Annotated in this window: 12 protein-coding genes; all 12 read left to right on the forward strand. The window is 40.7% G+C overall.

Annotation, left to right across the window (positions count from 1 at the left end; all coding sequences use genetic code 11):
* The first annotated feature begins 31 nt into the window (after nucleotides 1-31).
* The 12 genes from CA2015_RS17755 to CA2015_RS17810 all read left to right on the forward strand — a co-directional run bounded on the left by CA2015_RS17755 (nucleotide 32) and on the right by CA2015_RS17810 (nucleotide 24,577).
* Nucleotides 32-2,641 carry an alkaline phosphatase D family protein gene (locus tag CA2015_RS17755; protein ID WP_048643114.1) on the forward strand — a complete coding sequence of 870 codons (2,610 nt, stop codon included), beginning with the start codon at nucleotides 32-34 and terminating at the stop codon, nucleotides 2,639-2,641.
* A 67-nt stretch (nucleotides 2,642-2,708) separates the two neighbouring features.
* A complete protein-coding gene (locus CA2015_RS17760; RefSeq protein ID WP_048643115.1) occupies nucleotides 2,709-4,244 on the forward strand; it encodes an arylsulfatase in 1,536 nt (511 codons plus the stop codon).
* 267 nt (nucleotides 4,245-4,511) lie between these two features.
* The gene (locus tag CA2015_RS17765) at nucleotides 4,512-6,797 is read left to right on the forward strand and encodes a PSD1 and planctomycete cytochrome C domain-containing protein (protein ID WP_048643116.1); all 2,286 of its coding nucleotides are present in this window, start codon (nucleotides 4,512-4,514) and stop codon (nucleotides 6,795-6,797) included.
* A gap of 254 nt (nucleotides 6,798-7,051) precedes the next feature.
* Nucleotides 7,052-8,413 (forward strand): Gfo/Idh/MocA family protein, encoded by a 1,362-nt coding sequence (locus CA2015_RS17770; RefSeq protein ID WP_048643117.1) that lies wholly within the window; start codon nucleotides 7,052-7,054, stop codon nucleotides 8,411-8,413.
* Nucleotides 8,414-9,216: 803 nt separating this feature from the next.
* The gene (locus CA2015_RS17775; RefSeq protein ID WP_084011872.1) at nucleotides 9,217-12,306 is read left to right on the forward strand and encodes a SusC/RagA family TonB-linked outer membrane protein; all 3,090 of its coding nucleotides are present in this window, start codon (nucleotides 9,217-9,219) and stop codon (nucleotides 12,304-12,306) included.
* A 14-nt stretch (nucleotides 12,307-12,320) separates the two neighbouring features.
* Entirely contained in the window at nucleotides 12,321-14,024 is a 1,704-nt protein-coding gene (locus tag CA2015_RS17780; RefSeq protein WP_048643118.1) for a RagB/SusD family nutrient uptake outer membrane protein, read from the forward strand.
* Nucleotides 14,025-14,124: 100 nt separating this feature from the next.
* Complete coding sequence (locus CA2015_RS17785; RefSeq protein ID WP_048643119.1) at nucleotides 14,125-17,301, forward strand: SusC/RagA family TonB-linked outer membrane protein; 3,177 nt, start codon at nucleotides 14,125-14,127, stop codon at nucleotides 17,299-17,301.
* 4 nt (nucleotides 17,302-17,305) lie between these two features.
* Nucleotides 17,306-18,868: a RagB/SusD family nutrient uptake outer membrane protein gene (locus tag CA2015_RS17790; RefSeq protein WP_048643120.1), complete on the forward strand. Its 1,563-nt coding sequence runs from the start codon at nucleotides 17,306-17,308 to the stop codon at nucleotides 18,866-18,868.
* Nucleotides 18,869-18,961: 93 nt separating this feature from the next.
* Nucleotides 18,962-20,290, forward strand: coding sequence for a sulfatase-like hydrolase/transferase (locus tag CA2015_RS17795; protein ID WP_048643121.1), 1,329 nt, complete (start codon nucleotides 18,962-18,964; stop codon nucleotides 20,288-20,290).
* Nucleotides 20,290-21,708, forward strand: a complete 1,419-nt coding sequence (locus CA2015_RS17800) for a sulfatase (RefSeq protein ID WP_205749780.1) — start codon at nucleotides 20,290-20,292, stop codon at nucleotides 21,706-21,708. Before CA2015_RS17795 ends, CA2015_RS17800 begins: the two co-directional genes overlap by 1 nt.
* A 24-nt stretch (nucleotides 21,709-21,732) precedes the next feature.
* The gene (locus CA2015_RS17805) at nucleotides 21,733-23,097 is read left to right on the forward strand and encodes a sulfatase family protein (protein WP_053086757.1); all 1,365 of its coding nucleotides are present in this window, start codon (nucleotides 21,733-21,735) and stop codon (nucleotides 23,095-23,097) included.
* A gap of 40 nt (nucleotides 23,098-23,137) precedes the next feature.
* Nucleotides 23,138-24,577 carry a sulfatase family protein gene (locus CA2015_RS17810; RefSeq protein ID WP_048643122.1) on the forward strand — a complete coding sequence of 480 codons (1,440 nt, stop codon included), beginning with the start codon at nucleotides 23,138-23,140 and terminating at the stop codon, nucleotides 24,575-24,577.
* Nucleotide 24,578: the final 1 nt, after the last annotated feature.

The following is a 24,578-nucleotide window of genomic DNA, read 5'->3' on the forward strand; positions in this document are numbered from 1 at the left end:
TAATTGACCCCAAATTAGCTTTTATACAAATATGAAAAGAAGAAAAGCCATCAAATCAATCGCCTTAGGAACAGTAGGTTCATCATTGGTCCTTACTGAAAATTGGGCCGGAACAAGGGCCCTAAAATCCTTTAAAAAAGGGAGTCCGCTTAAAAGCAATTGGCAAAATTGGCCGGACATGGCTTGGGTAGGTCCTGAATACTGGGGAAATCGCCTGCAAGATTGGGAGTTGAGAGATGGAAAAGCGGTTTGCAACCTCAGCGCCAAGAACCGTACACTCCATAGCCTCACCCATCAGTTAAGCCCTAAAAACGACTCATTCAAGGCTGAAGTAAAGGTAAACTGGCTCAATGAAGATAATATTGGGAACCCAGCCTCCTATGTAGGCATGCGAATTGGTGCCAAAGGAAAATTTGAGGATTATCGGTCTGCTGCAGTTTTCGGCAAAGGCCTTGATGCTGGCATCAATGGTGGGGGTAATTTATTTATTGGTAACCAAATGGGTTCTGAGAAATTGCCTTTGGATAAAGAAATTATCTTGGTGGTGAAAGGAGAGCGTGGGGATTTGATTTTAGAAGCTTTTGCTTCTGAAAGCAAACAGCTCTTGGGGGTATTGAAAATTGAAAATTATAAGGGTGACCTAGGAGGAAATATTGCGCTGGTATCCCATTTTCCGGAAGAGGAGCTATTCCAAGACTCAGTCGCTTTTTCAGATTGGACTGTAACAGGGGAGAAGGTATTGGCAGAAGAAAATCAAATTTTTGGACCAGTGTGTTTTGCCCATTATACCTTGCATGATGGAGTATTAAAATTAGCTGCGCAACTGGCGCCTATTGAAAAAATAACGGGCAATAAAATCAGCCTGCAACTAAAAAAGGGTGCGGCTTGGAACACTGTGCAGGAAGCAGCTATTGATAAATTGGGAAGAGTTGTCCACTTCCGACTAGAAGACTGGGCAGAGGAACGTAAAGTTCCTTACCGAGTGAAAGTAGACTTACCCTTAAAAAGTGGGGTAGAAAGCCATTTTTATTCAGGGACTATCGCTGAAGAGCCGGTCAATCAGGATCAGGTAAAACTGGCGGTCTTTAGTTGCAATGCAGATTATGGATTCCCGGACAATGAAGTTAGCCTACATTCTCTTAAACATACCCCGGATATGGCGGTGTTTTTAGGGGATCAATTTTATGAAAGTACCGGTGGATTTGGTATTCAAACTTCACCATTGGAAAAATCAAGCCTGGATTATCTTCGCAAATGGTACATGTTTGGCTGGTCTTATAGGGAAATATTTAGACATATACCTTCGGCTTTTATTCCGGATGACCATGATGTTTACCATGGCAATGTTTGGGGAGAAGCAGGAAAAGTGGCACCCACAGATGAAGGATGGACCTATGTCGCCCAAGATCAGGGAGGTTATAAAATGCCAGCAGAGTGGGTAAATATGGTGCAGTTGACACAGACCGGCCACCTGCCGGACGCCTTTGATCCAACACCTGTAAAGCAGGGGATTGGTACTTACTATACCGATTGGGTATATGGAGGAGTTAGTTTTGCCATACTTGAAGACAGAAAATTTAAATCCGCTCCAAAAAATGTATTGCCTGAAGAAGCGAAGGTTACCAATGGCTTTATTCAAAACAGGGAATTTGACATCAAAAAATACTATGACATTGAGGCAGACTTGCTAGGTGAACGTCAATTGAAATTTTTGAAGCATTGGTCTACTGACTGGAGCAAGGGGGCAGAAATGAAGGCAGTTTTGTCTCAAACCAACTTTTGTACCGTAGCGACCCTCCCGGAGGGTAGTATAATCGACAGTATTGTGCCAAAATTACCCATTCCTGAATTGGGAGAATATGTGCCTGGAGATGCGCCTACTTCTGACATGGATTCCAACGGTTGGCCACAGAAAGGGAGAGATGAAGCCATAAAAATTATTAGAAAGGCTTTTGCCTTGCATATTGCCGGAGACCAACATTTGGCCTCGGTTGTGCAATATGGGGTAGATGAATTCAAAGATTCCGGCTATGCTTTTGCCGGGCCTGCATTGAATAATTTATTTCCTAGGCGCTGGTGGCCACCGGTACCTGAAAATCATGAACCTTTACCAGGAAAGCCAAAGTATACTGGGAATTTTAATGATGGATTTGGAAATAAAATGACCGTGCATGCGGTGGCAAATCCACGAAAAACAGGAGTTGAACCTGCATTAATTCATGACCGTTCTACCGGCTATGGAATTGTCACTTTTGATAAGAAAGGTAAGCAAATGACCATGGAATGTTGGCCTAGATACGTCGATCCAAAATCCAACCCAAACGGGCAATATGAAGGTTGGCCGATAACGGTTTCTCAAAAGGAAAATTATGCAAGAAATGCCAAAGGAACGCTTCCTCCTTTGGATTTAAGCAATTGTAACAAACCGATTGTAGAAGTATTTGAAGCACAATCAGGGGAATTGGTTTATTCACTTAGGGTCAATGATAAGGTTTTCCGGCCGAAAGTTTTCAGGGAGGGAAATTACTTCGTGAAAGTTACAGACGATAAGTTAGGAAAAAGCATGGTGTTTAATGCGTTGAATACCTTTTCTGATCAATTGCCAACCCTTAAAGTTGATTTTGATGCCGATATGGTATAATACATCCCAAAAAATATGGCCATATTTGAAAGTATAATTAAAATTTGCTTAATCACATAAATTAAGAATGAAAAACAGATTACTATTATTACTACCTTTTATTGTTTCCCTATTGCCAGCTTGCCAAAGTCAAGAAGAGGAAACTGTTCCTCCGAATATTATATACATCCTAGCAGATGATTTGGGATATGGAGATTTGGGATGTTATGGACAAAAAAAAATTGAAACGCCCAATATTGATGCTTTGGCAGCTTCAGGGATGATGTTTACGCAACATTATTCAGGTGCACCTGTTTGTGCACCCGCCCGTGCAGTATTGCTCACCGGGCAACATTCCGGTCATTCTCAGGTAAGGGGAAATGATGAGTGGGGTAGTAGAGGTGATGTTTGGAATTACCATGCCATGTTGGCAGACTCGACCCTCGAAGGCCAGAGACCAATAGCCACAGGTACTTATACCCTTGGGCGTATGCTTCAAGAAGCCGGTTATACCACGGCTGTCGTTGGAAAATGGGGTTTAGGGGCTCCACATACTGAAGGCATCCCAACCAATCAAGGTTTTGATTATTTCTTTGGCTACAACTGTCAAAGGCAGGCCCATACCCTTTATCCGGTCCATCTTTACGAAAATGAACACCGGGTATATTTGAACAATGATACAATCGCTCCGAATAAAAAATTGGCGGAAGGTGCTGATCCCTATAATTTGGAAAATTATGGAGATTATTTTCTTACTGACTATGCTCCTGAGCTGATGTTTGATAAGATTACCAACTTTGTGGACGAACAGAGTAGCGAAGAACCTTTCTTTTTATATTGGGCAACCCCAATACCTCATGTACCTCTTCAAGCCCCTACAAAATGGATAGACCATTATGTGGAAAAGTTTGGTGATGAAGAGCCTTATTTGGGAGAAAATTCTTATTATCCATCGCGCTACCCAAGGGCCACTTATGCAGCCATGGTTAGTTATATGGATGAGCAAGTAGGGGAACTTGTTGAACAATTAAAAAGTAAGGGACTATATGAAAATACATTGATTATTTTCACTTCTGACAATGGTCCTACCTTCAATGGGGGAACAGATTCTCCATGGTTTAATAGTGGGGGAGCGTTTCGAGAAGAAAAAGGTTTTGGCAAAGGCTTTCTTTATGAAGGTGGTATTCGGGTACCGATGATCGCCTCATGGCCAGGGAAAATCAAAGAAGGATCGGTTAGTGACCATGCATCAGTATTCTATGACGTAATGCCCACCTTGGCCGAAGTAGCAGGGAAACCTTTAGAAATAGCCACTGATGGAACCAGTTTTTTCCCAACATTATTGGGGCACGAACAGTCTCAACCTGAATTCCTTTATTGGGAATTTCCTTCCTATGGCGGACAGATAGCTGTCAGAATGGGAGACTGGAAAGCCTTAAAATTGGATGTACAAAAAGGAGGTTCTTCTTGGTTATTGTTTGATTTAAAAAGTGATCCTTTGGAAATGCATGATGTTGCTAAAGAAAATCCCGATATTCTAAAGAAGGTAAATGAAATTGTAGAAAGGGAACACACAACCTCACCCAATGAAAGGTGGAGATTTGAGGAATTGGATGGAGTTTAACTGAAGTTTAGCTTTCAATGTTCTTTTGAGTTGAAAATAAGATAAAGTCATTATCCGCCTTAAACAAATAAAGTTAATATGGGCAGATAATGGCTATTTATTGGAAGGTAATGGCAATGCTAAACAAAAATCCTTATAAATAATGTTGTTTTAAAATACAGCAACAGAATATATGTTTGCAATCTAATTGAGAACCATTAAATTAGAAGTATAATTAATGTAAACCCGGTAGGATTGAAAAATACAGCTGTTGTTTTATCGATATTTATGGTATTGTTCATTGTGGCAATGGCTTTGAATAGTTGTTCCAATGAGAATGCCAACAAAGAAATCAAAATTCCTGATCAAGTCAGTTATAATTTCCATATTAGACCTATTTTATCTGACAATTGCTTTGCCTGCCATGGGCCCGACGCCAATAAAAGAGAAGCCGGACTGAGACTGGATACTGAAGCTGGAGCATATGCTGCATTGAAGGAGAATCCTGATCAGCATGCTATAGTCCCGGGGAGCACCAATAAGTCTCAAGTGATAAAAAGGATTTTTTCAGAGGATGCCTCCGAGAAAATGCCACCTCCAGAATCTAATTTGACGATTACTGATTTTGAAAGGAACCTGATTAAGAAATGGGTGGAGCAGGGAGGAGTATATGAAAAACATTGGGCCTTTGAGCCTCCTATCAAGAAAACCATTCCCATACCGGACAACGATGAATGGAGCCATAATCCAATTGATGGTTTTATTTTCGCAAAAATGGAGGAAAAAGGATTGACTCCTAGTCCAAAAGCTGAGGAAGGATACCTTCTTAAGCGATTGAGTTTGGACCTTACTGGACTTCCACCTACCTCTGAAGAAGTCAGGCTTTTTAACTCAGGTCAAAAGTCTTGGGAGGAGATGATTGATCATTATCTTAACAAACCAGCTTACGGGGAAAAATTGGCCTTGTTGTGGCTGGATATTTCCAGGTATGCAGATTCTTTTGGCTACCAGAATGACAATATCCGAACCCAATGGCCTTATAGGGATTGGGTAATTCATGCCTTTAATAAGAATATTCCCTATGATAAATTTTTAACCTGGCAGTTTGCTGGTGACCTACTTCCTGAACCAAATAGGGAACAACTCTTGGCTACGGCATTTAACAGAAATCATAAGGTTACCGAAGAAGAAGGAGTTATCCATGAAGAGTACAGGATGGAATATGTTTTGGACAAAACCAATACCTTTAGCAAGGTGATCCTTGGGATGACCATGGAATGTGCTCAATGTCATGACCATAAGTATGATCCGATTTCTCAAAAGGATTATTACAACCTATATGCCTTTTTCAACAATACACCTGAAAAAGGTTTTGAAGGGGGAGCCGGATCTGCTGTCCGTGCCAAGACTCCACTTATGTGGATAGATACGGAGGATACGGAGGGGATTCTGGATTTTATCAACCATCCGGATACCAATAAAGTGGCCGTTTCCATCATGCAGGATCTTCAAGATTCAGTCCGTCCTACCTTTATTTTGGATAGGGGCTTATATGATGCGCCAAAAGGTGAGCCACTAAGCCCTAACACACCGGATATCATTAAGCCTTTTTCTCAAGAATTACCCAAAAATAGGTTAGGTTTAGTAAAATGGGCCTTTGCTGAGGATCATCCTTTGACCTCAAGGGTTTTTGTCAACCTTATTTGGCAGGAGATTTTTGGGGTGGGGCTGGTGCCCTCATCCGGAGACTTTGGCATGCAGGGCAAACTCCCAACTCACCCTGAATTATTGGATTGGTTGGCTGTGGAATTTAGGGAAAGTGGCTGGGATATAAAAAAGCTTATTAAATTAATAGTTAGCTCTTCTACCTATCAGCAATCCTCTGCAGTAAGCAAAGAAATGCTGGCTATTGATCCTGACAATACTTATCTGTCCCGATTTCCCAGGTTAAGATTGCATGCTGAATTGATTCGGGACATGGTACTTGCCAGTAGTGGCTTACTGGTGCCTGAATTAGGTGGGCCGAGTGTCAAGCCTTACCAACCTGAAGGCTTGTGGGAAGCTTCCAGTTCCGGAAGGGGGGAGCTTAATATTTACCGGCAAGATAAAGGGGACAAGTTGTACAGAAGAGGGATTTATACCTTCATTAAACTCACACTACCACCTCCTTCGCTATTGATTTTTGATGGGAGTAATAGGGACATTTGCCAGGTCAATAGAAACCGAACCAATACACCTTTGCAGGCTTTGGCCATGCTTAATGATCCTTTGGTGCTTGAAGCTTCTAGGGTGCTTGCAGAGAAATTGGTTGCAAACTATAAGGACGAAAAATCTGCGATTGATGAGGCCTTTGTTCGAATCCTCGGCCGTTTGCCTAAAAGTGAGGAAGAGAAGCTATTGAAAGCGTTTTATGTTGAGGAGTTATCAAGATTTCAAGAGGATCCTGATATTGCCGTCAACACCTTAATGGTAGGAGATTCTCCGGCAGCTAAAATGGAAGAAATAAGGACTGCCGCATTAATGCAGGTTATTGTAGCCATTTATAATTTGGAGGAGACCCTCACAAAAACCTAAATGATACTATTACCCATTTATTTCGAGATCATTTGTCAAAGTGGGAATTATTAAGTTTCACAATGTACTTCAAGAGAAGCAATTATTTATGCCATTTCAACTTCCTGAAATGCAGAATAACCCCAACCTTACCCAAATAGCGAGGTGTATTAATATCATTTGATTGGAAAAGCAGGACGGCTCTTAACAAACTGAGCTAGTTGCTTTACTGTGAATTATATGAATGTACGTGTTTAGCAATTAAAACTTTAATAATGAAGAAGGACAATAATTCCTCTAGGAGAAAATTTTTATTGAACACTGCGGCCATTGCCCTGGCTCAACCTCTTTTATTTAATGTGCCTGTTTTTGCCAAAACAAATAGGAAGAAACTTAGGCATGCCTGTATAGGAGTAGGGGGGATGGGTGGACATGATCTCAGTCGATTTAATGCACATCCTGATGTGGAAATTGTAGCCATTTGTGACATTGATGAAAATCATTTGGCAAAGGCAGCTGAAATTTTACCCAATGCAAAAAGATTTACGGATTGGCGCGAGTTGTTTGCACAGGAAGCAGATAATTTTGATTCTGTCAATGTAAGTGTGCCTGACCACAATCATTTTCCAATTGCCTACACAGCAATCAGCAAAGGCAAGCATGTGTATTGTCAAAAACCGATGTGTCACGATGTTAGTGAAATCAGAGACCTAACTGAAGCCGCTAAAAAAGCAGGAATCATCAGTCAATTGGGGACGCAGCACGCCTCTGGAAAAGGAGATCGAACAGCCGTACAATGGATTAAGGAAGGACATATTGGGAAGGTCAAACAGGTTTACCTTTGTTCCAACAGGCCAGGGGCAACAGAGGCCTATAGGTTTGAAGGGCCAAGGCCGAAGAAAGGTGAAAAAGTTCCTGATCATGTACATTGGGACCAATTTATTGGCACGGCACCCATGCGTCCTTATGCATCTAAAATCTACCACCCTGCCAAATGGAGGGCATGGCAGGATTTTGGTACCGGCTGGTCTGGTGATATTGGTTGCCATATTTTAGATGCGGTTTGGAAGGGAATGGATTTAAAAGCACCTATTTCTGTAATAGCCAAAGTTCAGGAATCATGGAAAAACTCACCGGAAAGAAATGTAGATACCTGGCCACAGAGTAACCACATTACTTGGGTTTTTCCCGGGAATGAGATGACGGCTGAAAATGAATTGAAAGTGGAGTGGTTTGATGGTGAGTTTTATCCTCCAGAAGAGGTTAGGGCTTTGTTTTCTTTAGAAAATTATCCGGCAGAATCTGCCATGTTAATAGGGACTGAAGGTGCATTGCTTATCCCACATACTAAAATGCCTGTGCTTTTACCAGAAGATAAATTTAAGCACGTTAAAAACCCTGTATTAGAAGATAGAGACCATTACCATTATTTCGCAGATTCCTGCTTAAAGAATGTAAAAACAGAAAGCGATTTCTCAATCTCCGGACCTATGTCCGAAACAGTAATTTTAGGCACTGTGGCCATTCGGGAACCAGATATTTTCTTGGATTGGGATGCAAAAAAAATGCGTGTCAGGAATGTTAAAAAGGCCAATCAGCATTTGTCTAGAAAATACAGAAAAGGCTGGAAAGTTTAAATTTTGCCACATTGATATTTAGGTTCATTTCAATGTGGCCCGATAGCACTTCAAAACGAAACACATAAGGTTCTTAAATGAAAAAGTCCAAGAAAGGTGTTATGCACGCTTTTTTGGACTTTTTTTGCCATTTTTTATTGAAAAGAAACTGAGCTTGAAGTGATTTCAAGGCACAGAAGAAAGCCTATTGCCTATCACGGGATTAATTTCTTAACACTCCTGCCATTTAAAGTAGCGTAGCTTGGGGGTATCTAGGTCATATTTTCCCAAAAGAAGCAAAACCCCATTTTATATTTGAATTTGGTTATAGTACCACCCATTAATATAGGTATAGGTTTAATACATAAAAATCTTTTATTACAACAAATAATTATTTATGTTGTGTTGTAATTTCAATAAAATATTTCAATAAACAATATGAAGTCGATGTGAATTGAATATGAATTCTTATAATAGGAATTATAGTGTATTTTTCCTTTATGGGTAAATAAAAGTGATTTATTTCAATTTATGATTATATATTTTATTCATTACATTAATGGGTAAAATTGCAGGATTCACAATTGGATTGTTCCGAATATTAAAGCATGCCTATGAAACAATAAAAACAAAATTATTCAAACCGCTTAGCCCATTTATTGCTGTTAATTAACCCTATTTGTCCCCGAAAAATGCAAAATCCAAATTTGATTTGAGATTTGGCAATTGAGGCCAAGAGATAAGACAATTTTAGCCTATTTCAAGGGGATAATTACCTAAAGTACTTAATAGGCTTCTTTCAATTCACATTAACCCAAAAACCCATGAAAAAACCTATAAACTTCCACTTTAAGGAGGCAAACAAGAAGTTGTTGAATGTTTGTCTGCTTTTTTTAATTGTGTTATCCGCTCCGGCCATGGAGATCAATAAAAAGGCGAACGATGAAAAAACAACTATACAAGAACTATTAATTGATATTAAGGGAAAGGTGACCGACCCTTCAGGTGAAGGAGTACCCGGTGCTACTATTCTTGTCAAGGGGACAACGATAGGTACTGCTACAGACAGTGATGGAGCCTTTCAAATAGATGCAAAACAAGGCGATGAATTGATCATTTCCTTCGTGGGTTATCGAACAAAAACCGTAATGGTTGGTAACCAAACCTCGATCAATATTGTCCTTGAAGAGGATTTATCCTCATTGGAAGAAGTGATCGTAGTAGGTTATGGTTCTCAGGAAAAGAGAAATATAACAGGAGCGATCTCCTCTCTGGATGAAAAAGACATTAAAGAAATCCCTGTTGCGAGTGCTGTCCAAGCGATGCAAGGTCAAGTGGCTGGGGTGGATATCGTTTCCTCCGGTGGTAGACCTGGTCAAAACCCACAGGTATTGATACGGGGAAGAAGGTCAATATCTGCTTCCAATGATCCTTTGTACGTAATAGATGGAATACCACAAACCAGTGCTACAAGTGCCATTTTTGACATAAATCCCCAGGACATCACTTCAATGGAAGTATTGAAAGATGCAGCGGCTACTGCCATATACGGTTCCCGGGGTGCCAATGGGGTAATCATTATTACTACCAAAAGAGGTTCAACAGGCGAGACTACCGTTTCCTATGATGGCTATTATGGCTTTTCAAACGTCACCAATATGGTGGATATGATGGATGGGCAACAATATGCTGCCATGAAACGAGAGGCCAGAAGATGGGATCCGGATACAGGTCAGCCTTCCTGGAATGGTGTGGTACCAACAGATGAGCAAGTCTTTTTAGATCCCACGGAGTTTGAATCGGTAAACATGGGTAGGTCTACTGATTGGCTGGATTTAATAATTGGTCAAGGGCATCAGACAAACCATCAGGTTAGTGTCAATGGGGGAAGTGATAAAACCCAATTTAATATTTCATTGGGCTATTTCAATGAGTCAGGAATTGTGGAGAACATGGACTATACCCGTGCCACAGCCAGGATAAATTTAGACCACAATATCAGCAAAGTATTTAAAGTGGGCACTTCTTTCCTGGCTACCTTTGCCATTCAGAACTGGGGGTCAGGCTCAGCTATAGGGGAGGCCGTTTCCAACAACCCTCTGGGTGTTCCTTACAATGAGGACGGAAGTTTGCGTTTTTTGCCTACCAATGATGGCATCCGCACCAATCCTTTGAATGAATTGGTGCCAGGGGCATATGTAGATGAGAGAAGGTCCAACCGCATATTTGCTCCAGTGTATTTGGAAGCGAAAATCATTGAAGGTTTGACTTTTAGGGTCAATGCCGGTCCAGACATACGCTACAATAGGATTGGGAATTTTCGTGCCAGTAAAAGCAATGCCAATCGAGGTGGGCCAGCCAGCGCCTCTTTAGAAAACGAAGTTGATTTTGGGTATACAGTTGAGAATATCCTGAATTATTCGAAAAGTTTTGGCCTTAATCATTCATTTCAGGCCACACTACTCCAAAGTATCCAAGGACTACGGTCCGAACAGCACAAGAGTGAGGTGTCTAACCTGCCTTATGAATCACAGTTATTTTACGATATAGGAACAGCAGAAGTGAAAGGCAACCTCAGTAGCCGGCTTGAACAATGGAGCCTTGCTTCCTATATGGGTAGAGTGAATTATGATTTTATGGGGAAATACCTTTTCCAGGCTACTTTAAGGGCAGATGGCTCTTCGAGGTTGGCGCCTGGTAGAAAATGGGCCTATTTTCCTGGAGGTTCTATAGGTTGGAGACTGATAGAGGAAGGGTTCTTAAGAAACCAAAGTCTAATAACTGAACTTAAACTTAGGGCTTCTTATGGGCAGGTTGGGAATACTTCAGTAGATCCTTACCAAACCTTAGGTAGGCTTAGAAGGACAGTCTACGCATTGGGGGATACTCCCTATCTGGGTTTTGGCTTAAATGAAATCCCAAATAGTGATCTTGGTTGGGAAATATCTTCTACAACCAATCTAGGTTTGGACTTTGGCTTATTCAATAATAGGCTTTCTGGATCCTTGGAATATTACATTACCCATACTACAGACATTTTATTGGAGAGAAACCTTCCTTATACATCGGGATACCAAAATATCTTGCAAAATATTGGGGCCACAAAAACCAATGGATTGGAGTTTTCTTTAAATGCTACTCCAATGGACAAAAAGAATTTCAGATGGGATATTCAATTTAACATATCAAGTTATAAGGAGCAAATCACAGACCTGGTTTTCAAGGATGAAAATGGTAATTCAATTGATGATACAGGAAACCAATGGTTTATTGGGCAGCCAATAAGGGTATTTTTCGATTACCAAAAAATTGGAATCTGGCAATCTGATGAGGTGGATATGGCCAGACAAATGGAAAATAAGTTTCCCGGAGAAATTAAACTGAAGGACCAGGATGGGGACAATTTGATTACCCCTGATGACAGGTTGGTACTTGGATCTGACGTGCCAGATTATTTGGGAGGCATCACCAATCGTTTCCAAATTAAAAACTTTGATTTTAGTTTCTTCTTTTTTTATAGGATGGGACACATGATTAGAAGCAGATTCCATGATTCCAACAATAACCTTGAGGCAAGGTATAACAATTTAAATGTTGATTACTGGACAATCGATAACCCCAGTAATGAAAACCCCAGACCTAATGTTTATCAGGAATTCCCCAGAGATAGCTCCACAAGGAGTTATTTTGATGGCAGTTTTGTGAAGTTGAGAAATGTTACACTGGGTTACAATCTACCTGAAGCTTTAGCAGGTAGGTTGGCAATGAGTAGGTTAAGGGTTTATGCATCAGCTCAAAACCCTGTCTTCTGGTCCACTTTTGATACTTGGGACCCGGAATTGGCAGGGGATATTGATGCAGGGTCGATACCCTCAGCAAGGCAATTTTTATTTGGTGTTAATGTAACATTTTAAAGCAAAAAAAAATCATGAAAAATAAAATAAGTTTAATTCTCATACTATTTTCTGCGGTCTACTGTCTTTCATGCGAGGAATACCTTGAAGAAGAATTAATATCAGGAGTTTCAGCAGGAACCTATTATACTACAGCCAGTGGATTTGAAGCAGCTTTGGCAGCGACCTATGCTGAACCGAAAAGTTTCTATGGAACAGAACGGGGTTTTACCATGACTGTATTTGGTACAGACCTACATACCAATGGAAGAGGAGGGAGTCATAAAATGATTAACTACTACGATGGTGCCTTTAGTCCTGCGCAGAGTTTTGTACGTGATACCTGGCGGGACTTTTACCGAGGGATCAATCAGGCCAATGCAGTAATTAACAGGTCTGAAAATGTTGAGGGAGTTACCCAGGAAGTGAAGACCACGAGAATAGCAGAAGTCCGATTTCTTAGAGCATTGTTTTACTTTAATTTAGTACAGTTTTTTGGTGATATTCATCTTTCTCTGGATGAAACGGTGGGCGTTGAAATTGATGCCAACAGGACTCCAGCAAGTCAAATCTATACAGATGCTATTATTCCCGATTTGGAATTCGCTATTGATAATTTACCGGATAGCCAAAATGAATACGGCCGAGCCACCAAGCCTGCCGCTGAATTTCTCCTGGCAAAGGTTTACATGACCAGAGCTTATAAGACCTATGGAGCTGGCAATGCTGATGCTGCTGAAGCAGCAAGATTAATGGGAAATGTGATTGACAATTATGATTTCAGTTTACTGCCTGATTTTGCAGACCTATGGGACATCAATAATGAAAGAAATAGTGAGGTGATTTTTGCCATTCAAAACAACAAGAACCAGGTAGATGAAGGTTTGGATACCCAAGGCCATAGTGGCCACCTGTACTTTTTGATGGAATACGATATACTTCCTGGGATGGCTAGAGATACTGAAAATGGGAGGCCTTGGATCAGATTTCGACCCACTGAATTTTTATTGGGTTTATGGGATAGGGAATTCGATGCACGATACGATAAAACCTATAAACATGCCTGGATTTCCAATACCGAAAGTAGTATTCCGGTCTGGACCAGTGAAGATGCAAGCAAAGGCTATGTTTCTTCCGCTTTAGTTGGAACTAGGAAATTCTCAATTGGTGATACAGCCGTATTTATCCCAGGGCCTGGGAAGGATGAAATATGGACTGATGAGAAAAAAGGAAAAACGAGGTACCTGGTTTTTACTAACAATCAATACGATGAAAGATGGTATCCAACGCTAAATAAATGGATTGATCCTACAAGGCCCAACAGACAGCATACACCCGGACAAAGAAATCATCCATTAATGCGTCTTGCGGATGCCTACCTGATAAGAGCTGAAGCCAGAATTATGCAAAACGAACTGAGTGCTGCTGCCGAGGATATCAATACAGTTAGAAGAAGGGGAGCTTGGACAGGGAAGGAAGAAGCCATTGAAATTTCTCCTGAAGAGGCTACACTCGAATTTCTATTGGATGAGAGAGGAAGGGAACTTGTAGGTGAAGGTCACAGATGGTTTGACCTTACCCGTACTGGTAAACTTGTAGAAAGAGTAAGGGCCCATAATCCGGAAGGAAGAAACAACATTCAGGATTATCATATTCTTCGACCTATTCCTTTGGAACAAATTGATAGAACCAGTGGAGGTTACCAACAAAACTGTGGCTATATCGGGGCGGATTGTTAAGACCAATGGAAGTATTGATAAGCATATTATATCAACGCGATACCTGTCCTTTTAATTAATAAATACACTATTTCATCAACTTAATAAACCCAAAATAATCATGAAGAAACCAATTCGCTACCTTTTCCAAAAGGTACCTAAGACCTTGCTTATCGGAGGGTTTTTGCAATGTTTTGTCTCGGCAAACCTTCTGGCAGAAGGAAATCCTGATTTACTAGGGATTGCCTTAACGAACGCTGAATTTACCCACTCAATCGCGGAAAATATAAACCTGAAAAATGTTTCAGGAACAGTGAGTGACAGCGATGGTGAACCAGTTCCGGGAGCAACTGTAGTCATAGAAGGCTCGACTACTGGTACAGTAACAGATATTGATGGTAAGTTTAGCCTGGAGGTACCTGATAATGCCGTTCTTTTGATCTCTTTTATAGGTTATCAAACTCAAAGAATCAATCCTGGTAATCAAAGTAATCTTGCCATCACTTTGGTAGAAGACGCGACTTCCTTGGATGAAGTGGTGGTAGTGGGCTATGGTGTTCAGCAAAAAGTGAATCTCACTGGTGCTATTTCTACGGTTGACTTTGATGATGAATTGTCCAATCGACCATTGACCAATGCTTCACAAGCCTTAGGAGGTACCGCTTCCGGTGTTTGGGTAAGTCAAAATTCAGGCAAACCAGGCAGTGATGGTGCTCAGATTAGAGTAAGGGGATGGGGAACCCTAAACAATTCCAACCCCTTGATTATTATCGATGGTGTTGAAGGCACCTTTAGCCAGCTGAATCCAAATGATATCGAAAATATCTCTGTATTGAAAGATGCTGCAAGTGCAGCCATTTATGGATCTAAGGCGGCCAATGGAGTGGTTTTAGTGACTACCAGAATGGGGAAAAAGAACGAAGCGATGCAGGTGAATGTAAATTCCTATTTCGGGATTCAGTCCCTTGGTAGACGTTATGATGTAATCAATAACAGTGCTGAACACATGGAACTCACCAACACTGCATTATTGAATGAGGGGTCTACCCCACTTTTTTCAGAAAGTTTAATCTCAGCATTCAGGAATGGAACCGATCCTTATAAATACCCAAATACGGATTGGTTTAAGGTAATATTCAATACTGCCAATATTCAGGAACATAATGTTTCCATTAGAGGTGGTTCGGAACAATCTTCCTCGTTTATATCCTTCAATTACCTCAATCAAGAAGGGATGGTGCCTAACACGAGTTCAGAAAGGTATGGACTAAGGGCAAACATTTCTTCCAATGTCAAAGATTGGTTGACTGTAAGTGGACGGTTTAATTATATCCACAAAGACTCAGATGAACCTTATGCAGATGTCACTTATGGCTCTTTAGGTCGGGTATTTGAAATGCTAGGTGGTTCAGCGCCTTATATAGCTCCGTATACAAGAGATGGACGATTTGGGTCTGTTCAGGCGATTAGTGAAGATGGTAACTTATTGTTTGACAATAGAAATGCACTTATAGATGCTGCCAATGGGCTGACAAACACTGAGGAGAATATATTGACACTGAATTTAACTGCTGACATTAAATTAACCGATTACCTATCTTTTAAGACCACAGTTTCTTCCAATGGAAATTGGAACTTGATAGACAGGTACAATACCAGCGTTTTTGGGTACACGGATACAGGGATTGAAACCACCACAAGGAATTACAACAGGGAAGGCTTAGAAATCAATAGAACACAGATTTCCAGCATGCAAAACAACCTCTTCTCCACAATTAATTTCAACAAAGAATACAATGATATACATAGTATATCGGCTATTGGAGGGTTACAATTAGAGACCTTCAAGGTTCAAAACATGTTTTCAAGAAGGTCAGAACCTCCGAAAGAAGGCTTGACTCAGGTGGATGCAGGTACTTCAGGAATCCAGGGGGAAGGAAATATGAATGGTTTCCGCATATTCTCCTATTTTGGAAGAGCAAATTACACCCTGATGAGCAAGTATTTATTTGAAGCGAATGTTAGGGCTGATGCTTCTTCCAGGTTTAACAAAGCCAATCGTTGGGGCGTATTCCCAGGCTTCTCTGCAGGTTGGCGATTGTCTGAAGAAGATTTCATCAAAGATATTTCAGAGATTTCTAATCTGAAAGTCAGGGCTTCTTGGGGTCAGTTAGGAAACCAGAATATTTCAGGGTATTGGCCTTATTTAACAGTCATCGGTCAAAATAACAACCTTAGCTATAGCTATAATGGGAGTTTTTCTCCAGGAGCAGCAGTAACCGCTTTGGTAGATCAGAACATTACCTGGGAAACTTCGGCTTCTTTGGATATAGGTTTAGAGGTTGGTGTTTTAGATGACATGATTACACTGGAAGCTGACTATTTTCAGAAAACCACCAAGGATATTTTGGTTCAGCTACCTATTCCATCTGTAATGGGTGGTATTTCCTCACCCTATGAGAATGTTGGTGAAATGTCCAATAATGGAGTTGAATTCATACTCAATTACAACAATTTAAAATTTGATAGAGATCAATTGGGCTTTAATATGGGGCTGAACATGACTTATATCCAAAATGAAGTCACCAAATTCAGGGGAGGAGATTCTCCCGACCAATTGTATTTACTTAGGGAAGGGTATTCCTTTAGAACGCTATATGGCTACAATGCCATAGGCATTTATCAATCTGACGATGAAGCAAAGGAACACATGCATTCCAATCCATTTACACCGACAGCTGGGAATTTAAAATTTGAAGATTTAAATAACGATGGAAGGTTGAATTTTGAGGATAAGATGGGGCTTGGAAATACACTTCCAAAGTATACTTTCGGAATATCGTCGGGTTTTAAATACAAAGGTTTTGACTTAAATCTCTTGTTTCAGGGGATATTGGGTGTGAACATGTACACGCAGAACAATTTCACAGATCTTGATTGGGAAAACAGGATGATATCTACCCGATGGAGAGATGCATGGTCACCTGAGAACCCAGATTCAGAAAATCCAAGTTTGAAATTTAATAATCCATGGGATGGTTCCCAGTCCTCTTATTGGGTAAATGAAGTGGACTTCATAAAATTAAAGAATGTTCAATTGGGTTATTCTTTCCCACCTTCTGTTGCTGAAAAACTGGGAGTACAGAAAATTTATCTGTATGTAAATGGGCAAAATGTTTTCTCTATTGCAAGCAAAGGCTATGAAGGCTACGATCCGGAAAGAAATACTTTCGATGCTGGTTACCAGTTGTATCCTACCCCTAGAATTTTATCAGCAGGTATCAATTTAAATTTCTAAGTACATGAAGACCAATAAATATATTCTATACCTATTATCGATAGTGTTATTATTCCCACTATCCAGCTGTAATGATGATTTCCTGGAGTTTTATCCTGAAGATAAAATTACTTCCGCCAACTTTCCTCAAAATGAAGAAGACATTGAATTGCTACTCAATGGAGTGTATGCATTATTGCGCGAAAATTCTATTTACAACGAAGGTCTTTTTGGGTTTGGTGTTTTGGATGGAGCTACTCCAAATGCTTTCAACTGGGGCAATACCCCTATCGCTAGGGCTGGAAGTGGCCAATTGAACTCTAGTGATGGTAGCATAGTCAATTTTAGATGGACCAGGTCCTATGGGATTATTTTCAGGGCCAACTATCTTTTGCAAGCTTTGGATCAAGTAAATTTGAGTGAGGGAGATAAAAATATTTACCGTGCTGAAGCGAGATTTTTGAGAGGTTTGGCCTATTCTATACTTGCAGAAGGATTTGGTGGAGTCCCTATTATTTTAAATGCAATTTCAACTGAAGAGGCAAGGTCTATTTCCAGAGCAAGTCAGGAAGAAACCTGGGATCAAGTGATGGCAGATTATAATATGGCGATTGATAACCTTGGAGCGGAAGCCCCGGAGCTTGGAAGAGCAACAAAAGGAGCTGCTTTAGCCATGAAAATGAGGGCATTGTTGTACCAGAGTAAATTCGACCAGGTTTTAGAAGTAATTGATGAAATTGAAGCCCTTGGCAAGTATTCCCTTTTCCCGAGTTACGAAGGCCTGTTTAAACTTGAAAATGAAAACAATGCTGAGGTGATTTTTGATGTGCAATACATCTCAGGAGAGAATTCACAAGGTTCATTGCATGACCAATACTGTGGAACAGGCACAGGAAGCTGGACCAGAGGAAGCAGGTATGTACCTACTGACGATTTGGTAAGTGCTTATGAAACAATTGATGGTTCAGCAGTTGACCCAAACAACCCTTACGAAGGGCGTGATCCTAGGCTGGAGTTTACTGTGGTAGTTCCAGGGGCCTATATTTTGGGATACAGGTTTCCAAATTATACCTATCCAGGCGGCGCATTTAATCACCCAGGAAATAGGTTAAAGCACTTGAGTGCGAGAAAATACCGCATAGAACCGGAAGCAGATTTACCTCCTTCAGGCCAATCTGGCCTAAACAACATTGTCATTAGGTATGCAGATGTGCTTTTGTCAAAAGCGGAGGCGATTATCGAAACCAATGGCGATATAGATGAGGCCATCAACCTTATCAATCGAATTCGTACGGAAAGAGATGATGTGAAGATTACTTCTTTGCCAAAGGGACTTTCTCAAGAAGAAGCTCGTGCCAAATTACGGCATGAAAGAAGGATAGAATTTGCCTTAGAAGGTTTGTATTGGGCAGATATTAAAAGGTGGGAAATTGGTGATGAACTTTATCCATTGGAGATAAAAGACCACAATGGGGATGTAATTGAAACCAAATTCCCGAATGGATACCTTGATTTTTATCGTTTACTTCCTATCCCGGACAGTGAAATATCCTTAAATGGAAATTTAACACAAAATCCAGGTTGGTAAATAGCTTTTTTATTCCCGGACCATGAAAAAGTATAGCTCATGGTCTGGGTTAAAATCAATAAATACTTGAATTGTAAGTTAACAACAATTAAAATGAATGTATTGAAAAATGCTACTTGGGTATTTTTATTGGCTGGGATTTTAAGCAGTTGCAGTAACTCAGCTACCAAAGAAAAAGTACAGCCTAATTTTGTGATCATCATGGCTGATGACCTGGGCTTTGGAGGTCTTGCTTCCTATGGTGATCCACGTCTTCGTACACCAAATATTGACTACCTGGCAGCAAAAGGCATTCGATTCACCGATTTTCATTCCAACGCCCCTGTTTGTTCACCAACTCGGGCAGCATTGCTGACGGGAAATTACCAGCAAAGAGCAGGTTTGGAAGGAGTTATTTACGTGAGAGGGGAGACAAGAGAGGTAGGCCTTGACAGTAGTCAGGTGTCAATAGCAAAACTATTGAAAACAGCAGGCTATGCGACTGGAATCATGGGAAAATGGCACTTAGGATATCAAAAAGAGTATAATCCCGTCTATCATGGCTTCGATACTTTTTATGGGTATTTGAGTGGCAATGTAGATTACCATTCGCATTATGACAACGCAGGCATTTATGATTGGTGGCATAACTTAGATTCAATATATGAAGAGGGTTATGCGACTGATTTGATCAGTGCGCATGCGGTAGATTTTATAAATGAAAATAAGGAAAAACCTTTCTTTTTGTATGTTTCCCATGAAGCCCCACATGTGCCATTTCAAGGTAGAAATAACCCTGCCTATAGATTTCCTGGCAAGAAATTTAGCTACCATGGACCTGTGGAGGATACTGTAAAAGTGTACAATGAAATGGTAGAGGTGATGGATGAAGGTGTTGGGGAAATTTTAAATGCTTTAAGAAAAAATGGTATTGAAGAAAATACTTTAGTATTGTTTATATCGGACAACGGGGCAGAGATCTTTGGAAACAATGGCAAATTGAGCGGGCAAAAAGGAAACCTTCTGGAAGGAGGACACCGTGTTCCGGGTATAGCTTATTGGAAAGGGAAAATCACACCAAGAGAATCCTCTGCCACTGTACTTAGCATGGATGTATTGCCAACACTGCTTGCGATGAGCCAAGATTCTTATTCCGAAAAGCTACAATTTGATGGGGTCGACCTTTCCAAGCACCTTTTGCACAATAAATCAATTGAGGATAGAGATTTATTCTGGAGATACAGGAATCAAAAAGTTGCTCGACATAAGGAGTGGAAATTACTTCTATCAGACAAAGATACCCTGTTGATAAATCTCAATAAGGATGTATTGGAATTACATAACTTGTCCAAAGAAAGGCCAGAAATTGTAAAAGACCTCCTTAAAAAACTGGAGGATTGGGAAAAAGAGGTAGGTCCGGTTACAGCTATGAAAACTATATAATGAATAGAAAACCATACAAACCCATGCCGATTAAATACATTGTAAATTTGCTCATAGCTTTTTTAGTTTCTGGTGCAGGGCTAATTGCGCAAGGCCAGTCAAGACCGAATATTCTACTTCTTTTGGCTGACGACCTTGGATACCGGGATTTAAGTTGCTATGGAAGTACTCAGGTAATTACACCAAATCTTGACAAGCTGGCTGCCAAAGGAATGCGGTTCACTGACTTTTACGCCGGCTCAGCAGTTTGTTCACCCTCAAGAGCGGCTTTGATGACTGGTCGTTCTTCGGTGAGGGCAGGCATTTACAGTTGGATTCATACTTCGCATAAAATGCATTTGGCCAAGACAGAATTTACCACGGCTGAATTATTAAAACAAGCAGGTTATGCTACCGCGCATATTGGCAAATGGCATTTAGGCTATGACCTGGAAGAGGGTGCCGGACCAGGACCAAATCCAGGAGACCAGGGTTTTGACCATTGGATAGCAACAGGGAATAACGCGATCCCTTCTCACCACAATCCTGACAACTTTGTTCGCAATGGCCTTGCCTTGGGAGAGGTGAAAGGCTACTCCTCCCATTTATTGGCTGATGAGGCCATAGACTGGCTTGAAAGAAGACCAAAGGACCAGCCTTTCTTCATTAACATGTGGTTTCATGAGCCCCACCAAAAAGTGGCGGCACCGGATGTATATTTGGAAAAGCACCAGGACACCGATTTACCGGCCTATTATGGCAGTATTGAAAACATGGATGCCGCAATTGGTCGGGTTTTGATGGAGCTGGAAAAACAGGGACTTATTGAGCAGACACTTATTGTTTTTATGTCAGACAATGGAAGCTATAGAGGCAGAAGTGGTAGTAACGGTGAATTAGCCAATGGCAAAACAACCCTTTGGGAAGGAGGAATACGGGTGCCTGGAATATTTAGCTGGCCAGGTGTAATAGCCGAAGGTACCATTGAAAACCGACCTGCAGGAGTTGTTGATATTTTCCCAACAATTAAAGAAATTATTGGAGGTGAAATAGACCCTAAAATCACAATTGATGGATCAAGCCTATTGCCCATTTTTGAACAGAAGAGTTTTGAACGACAAAAACCACTTTATTGGTTTTACCCTCCCTCTCGACCAATAGCTGTGATCAGGGAAGGACCTTGGAACCTAATTGCCGATCCCGAATTGGACATTCCTAGGGGGAATATGTTTCAGGAAGCGTATATTGGAATGATTAAAGAGACTAAATTGCAGAATTTTAGGCTTTATAATTTAAGGAATGACCCAAAACAAACTAAGGATGTTTCGGCCGAAAATCCAGAGGTATTTGAAAAAATGATAAAGGAAATGATCAAATTGAACCAGGAAATTGTAGAAGAAGCGATGGATTGGAGAGATTTTTCATGGACAAATAATTAAAAAATGAATTCAATTAGACTGAAAATGAGATTATTTAAATGGAAGAAGTTATGCTTAAGTTTCCTGTTACTAGGAAGTGCAGTAGTGCAGGCACAAACCAATAAGAAATCTGATAAGCCCAATATACTGCTCATCTTTACGGATGATCAAGGGTACCATGACGTATCCTATTATGGAACTCAGGACATTCAAACACCGCATATAGATGCCATTAGAAATGATGGTATGCAGATGGATTTTTTCTATGCCAATTCACCTGTTTGTGCTCCTACCAGGGCATCACTGATGTCTGGCCGATACCCTGATCATGTTGGTGTGCCTGGTTTGGTAAGGTCCAAACAAGCTAACAATTGGGGCTATTTAAATCCTGAAACAATTCTTTTGCCTGCAATGCTGAAAAAAGGTGGATACCATACAGCACATATAGGAAAATGGAACCTTGGATTGGAACACCCCAACCTACCCAATGACCATGGCTTCGATTACTTTCATGGTTGGTTGGAAGACATGATGGATGATTACTTGACCCACAGGAGACATGGTGAAAACTATATGCGATTAAACGAGGAAACCATAGATCCAAGAGGTCATGCTACAGACCTTTTTACCGAATGGTCAGTGAATTATATTAAAGAAAGAGGAAAAGAAGAAGATCCATTTTTTCTTTATTTGGCTTACAATGCCCCTCACTTTCCAGTACAACCTCCTAAAGCATGGGTAGATAAAGTAAAAAAGAGAGAACCTGGTTTGCCTGAGAAAAGGGCCAATTTGATTGCTTTTATTGAACACCTAGATGACGGTATCGGACAGGTGATTAATGCCCTTAAGGAATCCGGCCAATATGAAAATACCTTAATTATTTTTACAAGTGACAATGGAGGCCACCTTCCCGACTTGGCCAATAATGGTCCCCTGCGTGATGGCAAGCAAAGCATGTATGAAGGAGGATTAAGAGTGCCTACGGCAATTTCATGGCCTGCAAAAATTCAGGCTGGATCTACCTCAGATCAAGTAAACCTTTCCATGGACATTGTCCCAACACTTACGGAAATCGCAGGGGTATCCATCACGCATAAAATCAACGGAAGAAGCTTTTTGCCTACACTTCTTGGCGAAACCATGGAAGAGGATGCCCGACCTTTGTATTTTGTCCGTAGGGAAGGTGGGACTAGGTATGGAGGAAAAGCTTACCATGCCCTTCGCTTGGGAGATTGGAAATTGCTGCAAAATAGTCCTTTTCAGCCTATGGAACTTTATAATTTAAAAGAAGACCCTTTTGAAGAAAACAATATTATAGCGGATAACAATACCATTTTTCAAAAATTAAATGCTTATTTAATGTCCCGTATTCAGGAAGGTGGCAAAGTACCCTGGCAGAAGCCGGATTAGAACCATATTATTATTACCCAAATTAGACCCAGTCAAAAATATGAAACCCTTTAATCTTAAATTACTCTTAGGTTTACTTTTCAGTTGTTTAGTGTGCTCAATAAGCCTAACTGAAGCCAGGCAAAAAAAGGATCCACCAAACATTATAGTGATTTTTGCAGATGATTTGGGTTATGGAGATCTTGGTGTTTTTGGACACCCATCGATAAATACTCCTAATTTAGATAGGATGGCTTATGAAGGACAAAAGTGGACCAATTTCTATGTAGCTGCACCGGTTTGTACCCCAAGTAGAGCGGGGATACTAACTGGAAGATTGCCAATTCGTTCTGGAATGAGCAGTGACAACAGAAGGGTACTTTTCCCCGATTCAAATGGAGGACTTCCTCAATCGGAGATCACCATTGCCAAGGCCTTAAAAGGAAATGGTTACCAAACAGCTGCCATTGGAAAATGGCACCTGGGGCATAAATCTCCCTTCTTGCCTACAGATCATGGTTTTGATAGTTATTTTGGTATTCCTTATTCCAATGACATGGATAAGGTGGAGAAAACTGATCATTTTACACTTACTGAGAATGAAAAGTATGAAGGGTACAATGTTCCCCTAATGAGAGATAAGGAGATAGTGGAGCGCCCAACTGATCAGCGAACCCTTACCAAAAGATATACAGAGGAAGCAGTGTCTAAAATCAAGGATTTTAAAAATGGTCCATTTTTCATTTATTTGGCACACAATCTCCCCCATATCCCATTATTTAGGTCTGCAGCATTTAAAGACCAATCTCTAGGAGGTATCTATGGGGATGTTATTGAGGAAATAGATTGGTCTGTAGGTCAGGTCCTATCTGCTCTAAAAGAAGAAGGTATCGCCGACAATACCTTAGTGGTCTTTACTTCTGACAATGGACCTTGGCACACTTTCAGAACCCATGGTGGAACGTCTGGCTTACTAAGAGGAGCTAAGGGAGGAACTTTCGAAGGGGGTATGAGAGAGCCAACTGTTTTCTGGTGGCCAGCACAAATCAAACCTGGTGTAGTTAGAGACATGGCCACTACCATGGATTTATTGCCCACCTTTTGCGCCATATCAGGGACTCAATTGCCTGATGACCGTGTTTATGATGGTTATGATATTTCTGGGCTTATCAAAGGTACCGGGAAAAGTGAGCGAGAAACTGTATTTTATTACCGAGGTCAAAGAGTATTTGCTGTAAGAAAAGGAGATTATAAAGCCCATTTCATTACTCAACTTGAATATGGAAACCCAACCGCACATCCGGTGACCTTTCCAGCGGTGACTGTAGAGAACAAAGCCACGGTTTTAGAAACCCCATTATTGTACAATGTGAATGTAGATCCAGGGGAGCGATTTAATATTGCTGAAGACCATCCTGAGATTATCGCTGATATAAGAAAGGCATTGACCGAGCACCAGGCTGGAATTGTGCCTGTGGAAAATCAGCTAGAAAAGTATTGAT

The organism is Cyclobacterium amurskyense, from assembly GCF_001050135.1.
Lineage (GTDB): Bacteria > Bacteroidota > Bacteroidia > Cytophagales > Cyclobacteriaceae > Cyclobacterium > Cyclobacterium amurskyense.